The organism is Rhizobium sp. N621 (assembly GCF_001664325.1).
GTDB classification, from domain to species: Bacteria; Pseudomonadota; Alphaproteobacteria; order Rhizobiales; family Rhizobiaceae; genus Rhizobium; species Rhizobium esperanzae.
In genome coordinates, this window is the sequence record NZ_CP013495.1 from 3,359,294 (window position 1) to 3,375,838 (window position 16,545).

General features: G+C 59.5%; 14 protein-coding genes. 4 read left to right on the forward strand and 10 right to left on the reverse strand.

Going from position 1 to position 16,545, the window contains the following annotated elements; translation table 11 throughout:
* Nucleotides 1–2 precede the first annotated feature (2 nt).
* The 3 genes from AMK00_RS16330 to AMK00_RS16340 are packed head-to-tail and all read left to right on the forward strand — an operon-like array spanning nucleotide 3 to nucleotide 5,395.
* Entirely contained in the window at nucleotides 3–2,216 is a 2,214-nt protein-coding gene (locus tag AMK00_RS16330) for a Mu transposase C-terminal domain-containing protein (protein ID WP_064811087.1), read from the forward strand.
* Nucleotides 2,217–2,231: 15 nt separating this feature from the next.
* A complete protein-coding gene (locus AMK00_RS16335) occupies nucleotides 2,232–3,197 on the forward strand; it encodes a TniB family NTP-binding protein (RefSeq protein WP_064811088.1) in 966 nt (321 codons plus the stop codon).
* On the forward strand, nucleotides 3,194–5,395 hold the full coding sequence (locus tag AMK00_RS16340) for a helix-turn-helix domain-containing protein (RefSeq protein WP_064811089.1): 2,202 nt from the start codon (nucleotides 3,194–3,196) through the stop codon (nucleotides 5,393–5,395). The genes AMK00_RS16335 and AMK00_RS16340 overlap by 4 nt, the downstream gene beginning before the upstream one ends.
* Nucleotides 5,396–5,909: 514 nt before the next feature.
* Here AMK00_RS16340 and AMK00_RS16345 read toward each other — a convergent pair.
* The 9 genes from AMK00_RS16345 to AMK00_RS16385 form a co-directional block, all read right to left on the reverse strand.
* A complete protein-coding gene (locus AMK00_RS16345) occupies nucleotides 5,910–6,335 on the reverse strand; it encodes a DUF1622 domain-containing protein (protein ID WP_064811090.1) in 426 nt (141 codons plus the stop codon).
* A gap of 12 nt (nucleotides 6,336–6,347) precedes the next feature.
* Complete coding sequence (locus AMK00_RS16350) at nucleotides 6,348–7,064, reverse strand: YoaK family protein (RefSeq protein WP_064811742.1); 717 nt, start codon at nucleotides 7,062–7,064, stop codon at nucleotides 6,348–6,350.
* Nucleotides 7,065–7,230: 166 nt separating this feature from the next.
* A complete protein-coding gene (locus AMK00_RS16355) occupies nucleotides 7,231–8,829 on the reverse strand; it encodes an MFS transporter (RefSeq protein ID WP_064811091.1) in 1,599 nt (532 codons plus the stop codon).
* Complete coding sequence (locus AMK00_RS16360; RefSeq protein ID WP_064811092.1) at nucleotides 8,826–9,269, reverse strand: DoxX family protein; 444 nt, start codon at nucleotides 9,267–9,269, stop codon at nucleotides 8,826–8,828. The genes AMK00_RS16355 and AMK00_RS16360 overlap by 4 nt, the downstream gene beginning before the upstream one ends.
* 173 nt (nucleotides 9,270–9,442) lie before the next feature.
* On the reverse strand, nucleotides 9,443–11,425 hold the full coding sequence (locus AMK00_RS16365; protein WP_064811093.1) for an amidohydrolase: 1,983 nt from the start codon (nucleotides 11,423–11,425) through the stop codon (nucleotides 9,443–9,445).
* Nucleotides 11,425–11,712, reverse strand: coding sequence for a XapX domain-containing protein (locus tag AMK00_RS16370; protein ID WP_064811094.1), 288 nt, complete (start codon nucleotides 11,710–11,712; stop codon nucleotides 11,425–11,427). Before AMK00_RS16370 ends, AMK00_RS16365 begins: the two co-directional genes overlap by 1 nt.
* 65 nt (nucleotides 11,713–11,777) lie before the next feature.
* Nucleotides 11,778–12,467 carry a hydrolase gene (locus AMK00_RS16375; RefSeq protein WP_064811095.1) on the reverse strand — a complete coding sequence of 230 codons (690 nt, stop codon included), beginning with the start codon at nucleotides 12,465–12,467 and terminating at the stop codon, nucleotides 11,778–11,780.
* Between the two features lie 459 nt (nucleotides 12,468–12,926).
* Complete coding sequence (locus AMK00_RS16380) at nucleotides 12,927–13,844, reverse strand: LysR family transcriptional regulator (RefSeq protein WP_064811096.1); 918 nt, start codon at nucleotides 13,842–13,844, stop codon at nucleotides 12,927–12,929.
* Nucleotides 13,845–14,004: 160 nt separating this feature from the next.
* Nucleotides 14,005–14,937 carry a VOC family protein gene (locus AMK00_RS16385; protein ID WP_064811743.1) on the reverse strand — a complete coding sequence of 311 codons (933 nt, stop codon included), beginning with the start codon at nucleotides 14,935–14,937 and terminating at the stop codon, nucleotides 14,005–14,007.
* 118 nt (nucleotides 14,938–15,055) lie between these two features.
* Between AMK00_RS16385 and AMK00_RS16390 the strand changes: the two genes are divergently transcribed.
* Entirely contained in the window at nucleotides 15,056–15,955 is a 900-nt protein-coding gene (locus AMK00_RS16390) for a LysR family transcriptional regulator (RefSeq protein WP_064811097.1), read from the forward strand.
* A 21-nt stretch (nucleotides 15,956–15,976) separates the two neighbouring features.
* Here AMK00_RS16390 and AMK00_RS16395 read toward each other — a convergent pair whose 3' ends face one another.
* Complete coding sequence (locus AMK00_RS16395; protein WP_442966352.1) at nucleotides 15,977–16,210, reverse strand: gamma-glutamylcyclotransferase; 234 nt, start codon at nucleotides 16,208–16,210, stop codon at nucleotides 15,977–15,979.
* Nucleotides 16,211–16,545 lie beyond the last annotated feature (335 nt).

The following is a 16,545-nucleotide window of genomic DNA, read 5'->3' on the forward strand; positions in this document are numbered from 1 at the left end:
CCATGTCGAACGAAATCGAAATCCCGCTTGGCCTGCGCGAAATCCAGACCATCGACGATCTTGGCATCCATGAAATCCCCGAAGGCACCTGGACGGGGCTGGAACAGGTGTTCGAGATCAGGGATCGCACCCGCATCATGGTCCTCGACGAAGACAGGAGAAGCTATGGGCTCTTCCTGACCAACGGCTACGTGCCGACGACCAGCTCGTCGAAGAAGATGCTCCATCTCGTCCATACCGGGAGCAACCAATCCCTGCTGCTCTCGGACTCGAAGATCGCCCATCTGCAGTCCGAACGCCGTATCCGCCCGCTGACAGAGGATCCGAAGAAGAACTTGCCCGGCGCCTCGCTCAGCTATCGCGAGGAGGACATCGCTTTCTCCGAGTGGAAGACGCAGATGATCGACGCGATCATCGACGAAGAGGTCAAGCGTGGCCGCAAGCTGACATGGAAGCAGATGCAGGCCGTGATGGTGAAGCTAGGGGAAAGGATCGGCAAGCCGCCCCTTGGTCGCTCGCAGACGTTCGACCGCCTGAAGCAGGATCGCGAGGGCACACAGTTCGACCGCCTCCTTAACCAGATGCCGAAGCCGCGGCCCGGCAACCGATCCAAGCGCTTCCATTCGGAAATCTATAACCTTGTCCGCGAGGCCGTGTTCACGACCATCGCAAACCTTGGCACCTGGAAGATGGTGCGGTCAGAGGTGAAGCGGCTCGTGAAGACGGGCGAGAAATATCACCATCTCAGGAAATACGTCGTCGACGTGGAGGGCCACTTCCTTCTGAAACAGGGCTTCCTGTCGAGGACGATCAAGGGCTGTAATCTTTACGTCAAGGATCTGCTTCGGCACGGGCCGGATTACGCCCAGCGTGTTCACGCCGACTATCTCCGCACCGTCAGGGCTACGGCACCTCTGGAGCGGGTCGATGCCGACTTCGTCCAGTATCCCGTCGAAATCATCGACGACATCCTCGAGATCGCCTTCGGCAAGCCGTGGGCCTGCGTGCTGACGGATCGTTTCACGGCGCTGCCGCTGGGCTGGTCGGTCGGGTTCGGCAATCCGTCCTTCACGCTGTTCCTCGAAGCGCTCCAACACGCCATCTTCGAGAAGACAGACCTTCCCGAGGGCATGGAATACCATTTCGGTGGCTTCCCGCTGTCGATCGGCGTCGACAACGAGCAGCCCCTGATTCAGAAGGATGCAGAGAATGCCGCCCGCCAGATCGGCTACAAGCTCGTCGAGTATCGGCCGGGAAACCCGTGGCTGAAGGGAAGCCTGGAGCGCTTGTTCCGTACGCTCGGCACAGCCTTCATCCACTCCCTCGCAGGTGCGACCACCTCCTCTCCTGACAAGCGAAAGAAGTTCGACAAGGAGAAGGAGATGGCGGTTCCGGTGCTGAAGTTCTCCGAGTTCCGCGGATTCCTCGCCCATTACTTCTGCAACATCCACCCCTATGAACCCCGCGTGGGCCTTGGCGAGACCAACGCCGTCGAAGCCGTTCCCGCGGATATCTGGAACGAAGGCATTCGCAAGGCGCCGCGCCGCCCGCTGATCGACCGCGACGTCTTCGCCCGCCTCGCAGGCATGTCGACGATGGTGACGATCCAGTCGGATGGCGTGCGCAAGGACTACGTCCACTATTCCAGCCCGGAGCTGATGCTGGTCCGGACGAACCCCAAGCACTTCAGGGGCAAGAGGTACCGCCTGGTGCGGGATCCGAACGACGTCGGCCACGTCTGGCTGGAGGATCCGTATCGCAACAAGATGATCGAACTCCTGGCGCAGGGGGCTGGCGCCAAGTACGCGCCCGGCCTGCGGCTGTTCCAGCACCGCCGGATCATGGACTACCGCCGGGAGCAGAACAAGAAGCTGAAGAACGCTCTCGATCTCATCGAGGCACAGGACGCGCTCGCGCAGGAGATCCTCGACCTCAAGAAGAGCCGCAGGAAATACGACATCGCCCGGAAGGTCGCGCAGTTCTTCGAGGCGCAGGTCGGAAAATTCGGCGCCGCCCGCATCATCGACATGTCGACCCTTACCAGCGGTTCCGATCTCATGGAACTCGCCAACCCGGAAACCACGCGGCCGAAACCGCCGAAATCCCCCCGTGCCAAGGCCGTGCTGCCGGAAGCAATGCGAAAGCCAGCGAAACCCGCTGTGGTGACGGAAGCTTTGGTCGGCGATGACGATGATGCCGACGGCTATGACGTTTAGAAGGGGGTAGCCAAGATGAAGTTCGAAATTCCCCAGTTTCACACCACCGCGTTCGATACCAAGGAGGCTCGCCGGAAGGTGAGCCTCCTCCCCGATCCAGACCGCGAAGATATGGTACGTGATCTCCTGGTTCCATTCGCTCCCTACGAGGAGGCGGTGGCGTTCATCAAGCGGCGGCATCGGCCAAACCCCAAGGGAAATCACTCGCGGGGAAGGGTCATCGGGCTGCTCGGTGAAATCAGAGCGGGCAAGAGTTACGCCTGCCAGTCCTACGCATCCTTCTATCCGATGGAGATCGCCGAAACGGGCAGCAAGCGTTTCCGCGTCGTGTACGTGCCAGTATCGCCTAAGCCCACCATCCGCTCCGTAACCAACCTGTTGCAGCGCGGCGCAGGAGCACATTCCGTCAGCTACAACAACATGGACGATGCCAAGGACGCATCCGTCAGCAGGCTACTGCGTGCCGAGACCGAGCTTGTGATCTTTGACGATGCGCAGTTCATGCTATTCAACCGGGCTGCGGGCGATTTCTTCGATCTTGTGAAATGCATCACCGATACGGGGAGGATGAACGTCCTTCTCAGCGGCGAGCGCTCCATCGAGGAGTACATGAAGCAGAACGGCCATCTTCTTCGTCGCGGCGCCTTCCCGAAGCACATCGTCAAACCGATCCAGAGCAATGGCAAGGCATTCTGGAACATGATGAACTCCGTCGACAAGCGGCTGCCCTTCAAGTCGGCCTCCGTGCTGACAAACCGCTGCGTGGTCGAAGACTTCTGGAGGATTTCAAACGGAATTATCGGTCTCGTGATGAACATCGTAGTCGACGCTGCGATCATGGCCATCGCGGACGGCTCCGACTCCATCGAACTCAAGCATCTCAAGGCGGAGGCCGACGACCGCTTCCAGGACGACACCTACAAGTATTTCACCAGGCTTTCGTCGGAAGATGAGGAGGCCAGCCTGTGCGAGACCGCATGATCGACCCCTTCACCTTCCATTCTGATCCTCGAGAAGCCGAGCCAGCCCACGCCTACATCATTCGCCGCATCGGGGAGGAGTTCCATCGCTCGCCGCGGGTGTATCTCGACCGCGTGATGGACGGGAAGCAAGGCACACTGGTGGAGAAGGCGGACGCGCTCCTGCGTGAGATGCCCATGCCGGAGAGCACCCGGCAACGGGTTCTGCATTCGACTCTCACAAAGTCTCGCGGCTACTTCCATCTGGGAGGCGAACGGCTGATGGCTCACAACGTTTCGACCAAGTTTCGTCGATACTGCCCCGGCTGCATCGAGGAAGATCCCTATCACCGGGCTTGGTGGGAGATCACCTCGTTCAGACGATGCCCCTTCCACCGCTGCGATCTGGTCGAGAAGGATGATCTCGGAAGACGGCAGGCGTGGTCCTGGCCGTTTTTCGCAGTCGATCGCTTCGGGCAGGAAACCGGACGCCCCATGCGATCCGATCCCGAGTACTCTTCGTTCGAATACTACATCATCCAGAGGCTCGGATTCGCCCAGTCGCCAATCGAACGTCCCCTCCTCGACGACCTTCCGCTCGACCGCGTCATCGACTGGTGCGAATTCGTCGGTCGTCTGCTCGCCAACGAGCGCACGGTGCGCACTCCGAGGGCATTCCTGGGTCAATGGGAGAAAGGATTCGAGGCACTGCGAGGGTCCCGAAGCCAGCTCGAACAGCATCTCGAGAACTGGCTGCTGCAACACACTGATCAGGAGCAGCGCAATTCCGGCATCGAGACGGCCTTTGGCTGGGCGCGCAGAGGCACTCGCATCAAGATGCTCAGGACCATGCGGCCAGTGAACACCGCAATGAAGATCGCGTTCGCGCGCAACGGTCGGATCGGAAGGGCGGCCGTGCACGGCATCGACGGCGTCGAACATCGCGAGATTCTTCTGACGGAACTCGCAGCCCGGCATAACCTGCACAAGAAAGGCATGCGAGCGGTGCTGGAGTCCATCGGAGTTCCAGTGTCAGCGAAAGGCAGAGTCAGCCATTTCGACGATGAGACGGTCGCCGTTGTGGACGCCTTCGTCGGCGATCTCATCTCCGAGAAGGAGGCCGCGCGACTTCTGGGTTGCAGTCGCACAGTCGTCTGGGGGCTCGTCAGATTTGGACGGCTGCGGGGATACAGCCGCATAGCTCGCCGGAACGCCGTGCGTATTCTCATCCCTCGCAGCGATGTGATGGCGCTTCTTCAAAAGATGGACGACTTGCCTGTCACTGGCGAGACGCACTCGGTATACACACTGAGTACTTTCCACCAGCGTGAGAAGATGCCACCACAGGAGATCGTGGAGCGAGTGCTTCGCGGCGACATCGTCATCTCCACCATTGACCGGAGTAAGCGAGGCATCTCAGGCTGGCGGTTCCACGTCGCCGAACTTGCGCGCCGGGCACGTCGGCGGCCCCGCTGGAAGAAACCGCCAGAAGGAAAGATGACCAGAACCGAGGCGTCCGTTCTGACCTCGCTGCATCCTCGAACGATCCGTTTCCTCGTCCGGCAGGGAGCAATCAGAAACTCACGTGAGAATCCTGAATGGCTGGAAAGGGACTCGGTCGAGACATTCCACGCTACCTTTGTGAAGGCCGCGCTCCATTATCGGGATCTCGGAGTAAGAAGCCCGCTGAAGGTTGTCCTCGGCGCCGAAAGATCAGGCATTCCAATCCGGTTCAAGAACGGAGCCGAGTACTACGACACCATCATCGCCAGGACTGACCTCGAGCGGTTGACAGGAAAGACGTCGCAGATAGTCGCTTCAGAAGCCGCGCAGCAGATCTGGAATGATTTCAAGGCAGCATACGAGGAAGGCTACTGCGCCTTCCACATGCCGCCAAGGATCGGAGTTCGAGCGCAAAAACTTTACCTTGCAAGCCGTCGGTGCTTCTTCGAGGTCCTCGCCGAAAAAGATAGCGTGGTCGTGCTGAAGGGGTTCGCTCCCAAGAAGGTCCGAGAATGGAAGGCGTTCGATGAGAACCGGGAGGTTTTTGTCGAAGCGTTGAAGGGCTTCAAGTGGCAGACCAAGGGTGAAACTCAACAAGCGAAATTCAGGATGCGCGGGGCGGACGATATAAAGGTCGTCAGATCGGCACTCGACGCCGTCCACTGGCATATCCGCACATTGCTTCCGCGCAACAGTTCTACCGCGAAATCGATTTGACAGTCTAAACTCTGCCGACCAGCCACACGCAAGGGGCCGCCGTGATCATACGGTTGGCCCCTTTTTCATGCGAAAGATCCTGAAGAGCCGTGTGGAGAAGAATCCGGTCTTATGGTGTTTATGACAGATCCCGTCCGGTCTTATGGCGAACCCGTCCGGGCATTTGACTGGTGGCAACCGCGATTATTCAATGTTTTCAGAGGGCGGGAATCCGGACATATGTGTTGCTCTAAAACAAATCAACTCTGGACCGCCACATAAGTGCGGATTAGCTACCACTAAACGAGGACTGTGCCACCATAAGTGCGGACTGGGAACGCCTAGTACTTCTATGGCAACTCCTGAGGTCCCGCCATAAAGTGCTCGCGCTTCTTTCCGGAACAGGACTCGAAGTCGTGCCGCGGGCTTGTTCACGCGCTCTGAAGACCGCCCTCCGTCATCGAAATCGCTCGATCTTCGCCGAATCCGCAAAGAAGTATGGTTATGATATATGATCGAATGCATGGGGATGATATCAGCGCACATCAGGCAGCGAGGATGATGGCGAGCGGGAGTGTGCTGGCGGGGTCGAGTTCTTCGTCCACGGCCACTGGCCGTCGATCTCGGCTTCCAGGGAGAAGCTGAGAAACGTCCGGATAAGCACGATCAGGCCAAGAAGACCGACACTTTCCCAGGTTAGGGGTGAGATGATCGTGGCGATGATGTCCGCACCGATCAGGATCTCCAGGCCGAGCAAGATCCCGCGACCGAGATTGGCGCGGTAGCGTTCGTAAGCCTCGCGTTGCTCGGTAGAGAAGACATCACGCGCGTAGCCGACGGTCGCGATCAGAACGCCGACCAAAATCACGCCAACGCCGAAGAATTCCAGCCCGGTCGCAAGCGGTTTCAGAATGGGGGCGATCAGGCTGGCGACGCCGCCTGCTTCACTACCGATGTCCATAGTGGTGCCCTTTTAGATTTGACGGATCAATATCGAAGGGGCTGTCGGGTTTGAGGACTCGGCACCTGCGCTGCTTGCAAAGAGCGCGACCGTGGCAAGTACCGCAGGCAGGCTGAACGCCGCTGCGGGAGCGTACATGTAACCGACAGCGCCGACACCGCAGCCGAGGGCGAAGGTCGCGACGGCTGCTGCCATCTTTTTGACCCGTGCTTTCGCTGTCACGACTTCGTCGGCTTTAGGATCAGCCAGAATGTCCGCGAGATCGAGCATGATCTGCGTGGTCGTTCCGGTCATCAGCGTGGAAGGCGGCGCCTTCGACAGATGCGCCTTGTGAAGCCCATTCTGAATGGCCATCGCCGAAACCAGGGCCATGCCGACCGCCAGCGTGACGGCGCCTTCTTCAGAACGAAAGGGGCCATGATAGAGTGCGTAGGCAGCAACTCCCACAAACAGCAGCAGCTTGACGACCAGCATTGGCCGGATGGGTGAGCGATCCCGACTTTGAAGTTTCAGGCGGACCAGACGTGATACAAAGACGACCAGACAGAACATCGGTAGCGCCAGGAGTTTTGCCAATGCTCCGTCCAGACCGTGCGCCAACGTGGCACCTAGTGTGACGAAATTTCCGGTTACATGGGCGGTGAACAGTCCGGAAAGCGACAGGAAACCGAGTGTGTCGACATAGCCCCCATTAAAGCTCAGGAGTGTGGGAAGGGAAGGAATTTTCATGATCGTGACCTCGATTGATGCCGATGCGGCGATGTCGTGTTTCGCGGGGTAGGCAAGTTTTGTCACCGAACCTCTGCGCTCGCAATTGCATCAATTGTTTCGAATTCATTGCTCCAGGCGACATAATGGAAGGGCGGCCGAAGCCGCCCTGCCCTTTGCGTTTTCGTTATGCGGCACCAGGCCGATTGATCGTCAGAAAGTGACGGACAAGGGGTTTGCCGGGACCGACATGGTAGGCGAGCACCTGGCCCTGCAGGTCGGCGTCGGCATTGGAGACCCGCTTGTGCTGGCGAAGATGTTCGGCCCAGGATTCCACCATGAACCATTCGACGATCTTCTCCGGGTCAGCCGAGTCCTCGGTGACACCCCAGCCATAGGCACCATCACGGCGGCGTTCGTTGGAAAGATGATTGATGGCGTGCAGGAATGCGCTGCGGTGCTGCCTCTCGACCTTGTACTCAATCAGGATCAGAACCGGACCACGGTCATGGGCAATGGGTTCCGCAACAAGCGGCTCAGGCCAATGGTTGGATGGCACCAAGTCGGCATCGCCTGCAGGAAGCTTCACGCGGTGCATGATGAACCCGGCCACAAGCAGTCCAGCGGCTCCGATGAGCAAGGTCGACTGGATGCCGACAGCCTCGCCGACCGCGCCCCAACCAAGGCTCCCGGCAGTCATCGCACCATTGAAGACAGTGAGGTAGACGGCGAGGCCGCGGCCACGCACCCAGTTCGGAAGAACAGCCTGGGCCGCGCCGTTGAGCGTCGTCAGAGCAGTGATCCATGCCGCACCAAGGAACAGAAGAACGATGATGGCAACGATCTTCGGCGGGGCGAGTGACAGGACACCCATGACGGCAGCGGTGGTCAGCGCGGCGCCGAGAAGCAGGCCGTCGGAACTCAGGCGTTCGCGCAGCTTCGGCATGACCAAGGCGCCGCCAATCGCGCCTACACCGACTGCACCGAGCAGGATGCCGTAGAAGCTGGCATCCCCCCCGAGCAATTGCCGGGCGACGAGCGGGAGGAGCGCCCAGACGGCGCTGGCGAAGGCGAAGAAGATCGCGGCGCGCAGGAGGACGACATGGAGCGGTGTGCTCGAGCGGGTGTAGCGAAGCCCGGCCCGGAAGGCACCGAAGAAGTTCTCCTGAAGCTCGTCGTTGGCATTCTTAGCCCGCGGCCACCAGAGCAGAGCGGCAATCACCACGGCGTAGCTTGCGACATCCGCGCCGTAGGTGATCCCGGCTCCGAATGCCGCGAGAAGCAGGCCGCCCGCGGCAGGCCCGATCGAGCGGGCGATGTTGATGCCAAGCGAGTTCAGCGCCACGGCGCTCTTTACATCCTCGCGCTTGACCAGTTCGGGGACAATGGCCTGCCATGTCGGCCCCATCAGAGCAGCGCCAATGCCGCCGAGGAAAGTCAGACCGATCAGCGCGCTGACCGACAGCATGTCCGTCTGGGACAGAACCATCAGGGAGATGCTGACGGATGCCAGCAGGAGCTGGACGGCGATCAGGAACTTGCGGCGATCGAGGATGTCGGTGAGAACGCCCGCCGGAATGGCAAGCAGGAAGACCGGCAGGGTTCCGGCCGCCTGGACCATAGCGACCGCGGCCGGCGATGCCGACAGATCCGTCATCAGCCAGGAGCTGGCGACGTCGCGCATGAAGCTTCCGGTATTGCCAAGGACGGTGGCGATCCAGAGAACCGCAAACACAGGCTGTGCGAGTGGCGCGAAGGTTCCGCCGGATGATTTTGCAGCGCTCATTTGCCTGCTCCCTTGGCGAGGTCGAACGCGGCGACAAAGAGGAATGCGCCAGCGAGGCCAACATGTTCAAAGAAGGCGTTGGTCGCCATCATGCGGTCCATGCCGGGAGCCATCTCCCAGAAGCGGAGAGCGATGAACGTTGCCATGAGCGTGAAGGCCGCGAGGGCCAATGCTCCAGCCCAACGGAAGAAGCCCGAGACCACCATGGCAGAAGCCGTCAGCTCGAAAACGATGACGGCGACCGCGAAGAACGCGGCTGGGTGGAGACCGAAGTGGTCCATCTCGGCCAGTGCGCCGTTGAAATCGAAGATCTTGTTGAGCGGGCCCTGGATGTAGGCGGCGCAGAGTGCGAGCAGCGAAGCGGTTCGCGTGATCGGAGAAGCGACGATGCGTGCGAGTCTGCTCCGGACTGGATTCGACATATGGGAATGGCGGGTCATATCTACTCCTGCATGTTCGCCGATCTGATCGAGCGGCTGCGTTTGATGGAGCGATATTGGCTGGTTACCGTCTTACCAACAATTGCAGCAATCGTTTCAATTTAATTGCATTTTTTGAAATTATCCGACGGTCGCTCGGGCGGTGGCGTGGCCGCCCGAGCGCAAAGCTGAGGTTAGACCGCCCAGCAGGAGCAGCCGAGAGCGCCGAAGAATCCCTTGAGGTCGGCGATTGGAAGCTTGGATGTCCAAGCTCCAGCATGGTCATGGCCATGCACGCCGCAATCGCTGGCACATCCGCATGTGGAGATCGCCGTGCGGCGCAATGAGCGAGCGCCTGCGCCTTCCGGTTCGCCCCAGGCCGCGTAACCGCCGAACTTGCGTACGGGAGACCAGTCGGGCATCGCAGGCGGGATGTCGTTCTCGTCGAGCGTCTTGAAGTCGCCCGCGCCATAGACGATCTTGCCGCCGACCATGGTCAGTTCCGAGGTGAGGAACGAAATCTCGTCCTCGGCGCAGGAGAAGAAGTCCTTGTCCGGCACCACGAGGTCGGCAAACTGGCCCTTCTCGATACGGCCCTTCTTACCCTCTTCGTTCGAGAACCATGTGACCTTTTCGGTCCACATGCGCAGCGCCGTCTCGCGATCGAGGCAGTTTGCACGCGGGTAGAGCTGCATTCCGCCGACTGTCTTGCCGGTCACCATCCAGGAGAGCGAGACCCACGGATTGTAGGAGGCGACGCGGGTAGCATCCGTACCTGCCGAGACATTCACGCGCTTGTCGAGCATGCGCTTTATCGGCGGTGTGGCTTCCGCCACTCCATGGCCGTAGCGCTCAACGAAATATTCGCCCTGATAGGCCATGCGGTGCTGAGTGGCGATGCCGCCACCGAGTGCGGCGATGCGGTCGATCGAGCGATCCGAGATGGTTTCGGCATGGTCGAAGAACCAGTTCAGTCCTTCGAGCGGAATGTCCCTGTCGACCTTCTCGAATACATCGAGGGCGCGGGAGATAGTCTCGTCATAGGTGGCGTGGAGACGCCAGGGCCAGCGGTTTTCTGCCAGTACGCGGACGACCTCTTCCAGCTCGCCTTCCATTTCCGGAGCCATTTCTGGACGGGGCTGGCGGAAATCCTCGAAGTCGGCAGCCGAGAAGACCAGCATCTCACCGGCACCGTTGTGACGGAAGTAGTCGTTGCCCTGCTTGTATTTGACCGACTGCGTCCAGTTCAGGAAGTCCTGCTTTTCTTCCTTCGGCTTCTGCGTGAAGAGATTGTAGGCAAGCCGAACCGTCATCTGGTTCTCGTCGGAGAGCTTCTCGATGACCTCATAATCGTCCGGATAGTTCTGGAAGCCCCCGCCAGCATCGATCACGCCTGTCACGCCGAGGCGGTTCAGTTCGCGCATGAAGTGGCGGGTCGAGTTGACCTGGTAGTCCAGAGGAAGCTTTGGCCCCTTGGCGAGCGTCGAGTACAGAATGCCCGCATTCGGCTTCGCGAGCAGCATGCCAGTCGGGTTGCCGTTGGCATCGCGCGTGATTTCGCCGCCGGGCGGGTTCGGCGTGTCCCGGGCGTAGCCGACTGCACGGAGAGCGGCGCCGTTGAGCAGAGCACGGTCATAAAGGTGCAACAGGAAGACGGGGGTATCGGGAGCGATCGCATTGATCTCCTCGATCGTCGGCAGGCGCTTTTCGGCGAACTGATGTTCAGTGAACCCCCCGACGACGCGCACCCATTGCGGCGCGGGCGTAATCGCCACCTGGCGCTTCAGCATGTCCATCGCATCGGCGAGCGACCGTACGCCGTCCCAGCGCAGTTCCATGTTGTAGTTCAGGCCGCCGCGCACGACGTGGGTGTGGTTGTCGATCAGACCCGGCAGGACGCGCTTGCCCCTGAGGTCGACGATCTTCGTGTTGGCACCAGCCAGCGCCATAATCTCGCTGTCGGATCCGACTTCGAGAAACAGGCCATCCTTGATGGCGATCGCCGTAGCGTTCGGATTGGTCCGGTCGAGGGTCGTCACGCGGCCGTTGTGGAGGATCAGGTCGGGATGCATGGTGTCTACTCCGGTCTGGTTGGGATCGGCGGCTTTCGCCGGGGAGAAGAGGTTCGAGAACGCCAGGCTCGACGCGCCCCCAAGAAAGGATCGACGAGTCGTCATCAGCTCCGCTCCTCCGCTTTCGCCTCCGCCTGATGGGCGAGGTCGATCCGATCGCCGCCCTTCGGCAGGTGGCCGAACATGTGCGGCTTGATCTGATGAAGCCATGAAACGGCTGCCGGCTCCCTGCTCCACAAGGTCTTTGCGAAGGGGATGATCTGTTCGCCGACGAGAATGCCGAGAAGGCCGACCAGTGCGATGACGGGCGGAGCCGGCGAGCGGACGTTCAGGAGGCTGTAGACGATGCCCACAAGCAGACCTGCACCGAGAGAGAGAAGATAGATTTTCACGGGATGTCCTCCACGGTTAGGGAAAGGCCGCTCCGACCGGCTTATCGAGCGGCCTGATCATGCCGTTACTTGGCTGGGTTCGGGCCGATGCGCTTGCCGTGCTTGACGCGTTCCTCTGCGCCGTGAACCATCGTGTAGGCGTAGTCGACGCCCATGCCGTATGCGCCGGAATGCTCCTTCACCAGGGTGGTGACAGCATCGTAGGTTTCCCTGCGGGCCCAGTCGCGCTGCCACTCGAGCAAGACCTGCTGCCAGGTGACCGGGATCACGCCTGCCTGAACCATCCGGTCCATCGCGTATTTGTGTGCGTCGGAGGACGTGCCGCCGGAAGCATCCGCGACCATGTAGATTTCGTAGTCCGGAACATCATGCAGGGCCGAGAGCGCGAAGGTGGTGTTGCAGACTTCGGTCCAGAGACCGGAGACGACGATCTTCTTGCGGCCGTTGGCCGCATTCTTCGCCAGCGCGTCACGGACGTTCTGGTCGTCCCAGGAGTTCATCGAGGTGCGCTCGAGAATATCGTTCTCCGGGTAGACGGCAAGCAGTTCCGGAAACGTGTTGCCCGAGAAGGATTGCGTCTCGACCGTGGTGATCGTGGTCGGGACGTTGAAGATCTTGGCAGCCTTGGCGAGGCCGACGACATTGTTCTTCAGTACCTGGCGGTCGATCGACTGGACGCCGAAGGCCATCTGCGGCTGCTGGTCGATGAAAATCAACTGGCTATTGGCGGGAGTGAGAACTTCGAGCTTGGACATGAAATTTTCCTCTTCGGTTGTTTGGACCGCGAATGCGGCGGGTTATAAACTGGGCAGGGCGTGTCTGTCGGACACCATGTCCTGGAACACGGCTCGTAAGGCCCTGAGTAGGTCGAAACCAATGCTTCCATTCACTGGTTGCCTCGGCTGCTGAAAAGAAACGTAGTGTGATTTGCGCCTGTGCGAAATTGGAATATTCATTGCGAATGAATTGCGTTTTTCGCAACAATTACTCTGCTCGGCTGACCCGCGGACGTCGCACGAGTCGGTGTGAGTACGCTCTACGCGCAGGGGTTCCATATCGCGATCAATTTGTCTTCTGCTTGTTCTCAACAGCCGTTGCCCACTCCGCGCCGTCTGTCCGACGATGGATCAAATCAGCCGGGGGAATATCTTCAAAGGAGAGATGGGAGAAGCCCGTGATTGTGGAGTAGCCATCCATGGATATGGACAAAGCCACTAGGGTGTGTCGGTATCACGGTCGTAGGCAGAAAACACGCCCGCAACCCAGTCCGCAAAGACCTGATACTTAACGCTCGGAAACCGGCCCGCTGGCCTTATTATGTGAACAGGATAGCGTGGTGGCGCCCAATCCGTCATGATTGGGACCAGGGCGCCCCGCGCGATATGGGGCCGTGCCAAGAATTCAAATGTCTGCCCGATACCCAGTCCTGCTAGTATTCCATGCAAATGCGCCGTCGCATCACAGGTGGAGAGCTTGATGGGGCTGTAGATCTCTATTTTCTCATCGCCTTTGATCAGCCGAACGGGTGCAGCTTTCAGACTACGTGCATAAAAGTACTGCACGAAAATATGGTCACGCTGCAGATCCGATGGCGAAGCTGGCACGCCGTGTTTTTCGAGGTAGCCCGGGGTTGCGCAGGTCACTATCTCAACGCTGCATAACTTCCTCGCAACAAGAGATGCGCTGGGCAGATCGCCGGCACGAATGACGCAGTCTATGCCCTCTTCGACGATGTCGGCCTGACGTTCTGTTACACCAAGCTGCAACTCGATCTCTGGGTAGAGCGCGTAAAACTCTGGCAAGCGAGGGATTAGAATCGCGTTCGCGAAGCTTCCTCCTACGTCAACCCGAAGTCTTCCCCTGGTGGCCAGGCGCCCACGGGTCGCCTCATTGTTCATTTCGTCGAAATCGGCGATCAGGCGAATGGCACGCTCGTAGTAAGCAACTCCCTCAGGTGTCACGGTGACTGAACGTGTCGTGCGTTCGAGCAGTTTGAGGCTCAAGCTTGCCTCGAGATCCTGAACAAGCTTACTCACGGTCGACCGCGGCGCACCCATCGTGTCTGCGGCCTTTGCAAAGGATCCGGCCTCGACGACGCGAACAAAGGCTCTGATCGCTCCCAATTGATCCATTTTCTTCTCTCCATCGAATGTGTGCGAATGCCGTTTGGGACTCAGTTATCGTTGCAAAGGGCATCAGGCGTAGTCGAATGTTTGAAGATCTTCCCTGCAAAAACCCAGGTCGCCGCCGGGTAGACGTGCGGCGGCCAAGGTTCGAAATGCCATCAGTTTGTCAGGCACCCAGTGGCTCGAGATTTGCCTGGATCTGATCGCGGAAAGCTTCATATCGGCCCGGTAGCTTGAGTGCTTCCCCAAGGTGAGCCGTGTCTTCGTCGCGATTGAAGCCCGGTTCATTGGTGGCGATCTCGAACAAAATGCCGCCCGGCGTGCGGAAGTAGATGGCCCAGAAGTAGTCGCGGTCGATGACGGGTGTGACCTGATAGCCTGTATCCATCAGCGCTTTGCGCACCTCGAGCTGCTTCTCGCGGTTGTCGACGGCGAACGCGATGTGGTGAACCGATCCCGCCCCCTGACGCGCAAAGGGCGTTTTCGGCAGGGATGCGAGATCGATCGTATCCGCTCCGTTGCCATTGGGGATGATGAAGCGAGTCACGTCGACCTCCTTCTCGGCGCGCTGGTAACCCATGAAGCCGAGAAGCTCTTTCGTCGCTGCGGTGTCATGCAGGCTGAAGCGAGCGCCGGCGAAACCGCGGATGGCCGCATCGTAAGGAATTCCGTCCGCCAGCCATGGCGCGCGGTTGTCGTCGGCGGACTCAATCAGCGCAAGACCGTCGCCATCCGGACCCATGAAGCGAAGACGGTTGGCACCGAAGACAGTATCCTTTTCCAGACCGTCGACACCCTGGGCCGCGAGGCGATTCTGCCAGAACTTCAGCGAGCCCTTTGGAACCGAGAACTGCGTCTCACCGACCTCGCCTACGCCCGGACGCCCCAGCATCATGTTGGGGAACGGGAAGTAAGTCATGACCGTCCCGGCTGAACCGTTCTCGTCGCCGTAGTACAGGTGATAGACGCTCGGGTCGTCGAAGTTGACTGTCTGCTTGATGCGGCGCAGACCCAGCGTGTCGGTGAAGAAGCGGTTATTCTGCCGCGCATCCGATGCCATGGAGGTCACGTGATGCAGTCCCTTGATATCCTTGATCATGTCGATGCCTTTCATCGGGCGTTGGTGCTTCATGTGTTGATCTGAATTTAGGCTGGTTGATCCTCGTCGAGAATTGCAATATTTCTTGTGATTGAATTGCCAATTCTGAAACAATGATATGAACGACTACAAAGCACTCCGAACCTTCCTCCTCGCTGCCGAAAAGCGGAATTTCGCCCAGGTCGCGCGCGAACTGGACATGACACCCGCAGCCGTGACACGGGCGATTGCCGCCCTTGAGGCGGAACTTGGCGTGCAGCTCTTTGTGCGCACGACCAGGCAGGTGTCCCTGACGACCGACGGCGCGATCTTTGCCGCGCAGATCCAGCCCGCGGTGAAGACTCTGGAGGACGCGCGGCGTGAGGTGATGAACGCTCACAAGGCGGATGAGGGGCGGCTCCGGATCAGCGCGCCAACGTGGTTTGGCAAGGCCGTGCTCCCGCCGATCCTTTCAGGATTCAAGGAGCGCTACCCGAAGATGAGCTTCGAGATCTCGCTGTCGGATGGATTGGTGAACATCGTCGATGACGACTACGATCTGGCGATCCGCATCTCCTCCCAGCCGTCCGACAAGTTCACGATCTGGCGCAAAATCAGGGTGGTGCCGCGCATCCTGGTCGCCGCCCCTGGGAGTCGATTCGTCGACATGCAGCACCCAAACGAACTGACACCCGATGACTGCCTCGCGTATAGCGGCGAAAGCCGACGTGAGAACTGGGTGCTGTCGGACGGCGGATCGAGCATGACGATTTCGGCTGGCCGGGCCTTCAGCGCCAATAGTGGCGAGGTTCTGGCGGACATGGCCGCCGACGGTGCGGGCGTTGCCATGCTACCGGGGTTTCACATCGCCGAACACCTGCGCACCGGGCGCCTAGTACAGGTCTTTAAAGGATGGGCACCGCCAGAGTTGTGGCTGACGCTTTATTATCCCCCATATCAGGCTCTGCCTCCCCGGATCGCATCCTTCTCGAAGTTCTTCGAAGAGCAGGTCCCGGCGCACATGGTCATGCTGGATTGACGCTCAGTTAGGACGACGACCTCAGGCTGCTTGCTTTGCCTTGATCCGCTCGGCCACGAGCGCTTGCAGATGCCAGAGGTTTCGGTCTCGGATCCCCTCGGCCTCAAGATCAACGATCGTGTTGTGCAGATATTGCGCGCATGATCCGCCCTGCCCGCAGGCGTTTGCGATGAGCTCCGCGGTGGTCTGCATCGGCAATGACTTGGTGAGGCCGGATCGTCTGGTACTTGCCCAGAACGTTAGGGCGTTCTTCATGCCTTGGGTCTCCGCCCAGATCATTATGAAAGAGCGTCAGATTCGCGGTTGCGGCCAAAAATTCAGTCCGCGTTTATGGCTTACGGGCTTATCAGAATCCGCGTTTTTGGAATCTGAGTTCGAGATTATCGTTGCAATCATTGCCAGAATGCCAGTGTTTTCAATGACCGCGAATCCGCGCTTATGTGGCGGTCCAGATCAACAATTTAGTGAAAAATCCGTGGTTTGTTTCGAGGTCCCAGGAAGCACATAGGAAGCGGGCCGTTGGTGCAGTTGCCTACAGCTTTCGCAGACAGTCGTGATCTGTCGCGCCAGACGTCAATGGATGCTGCGCA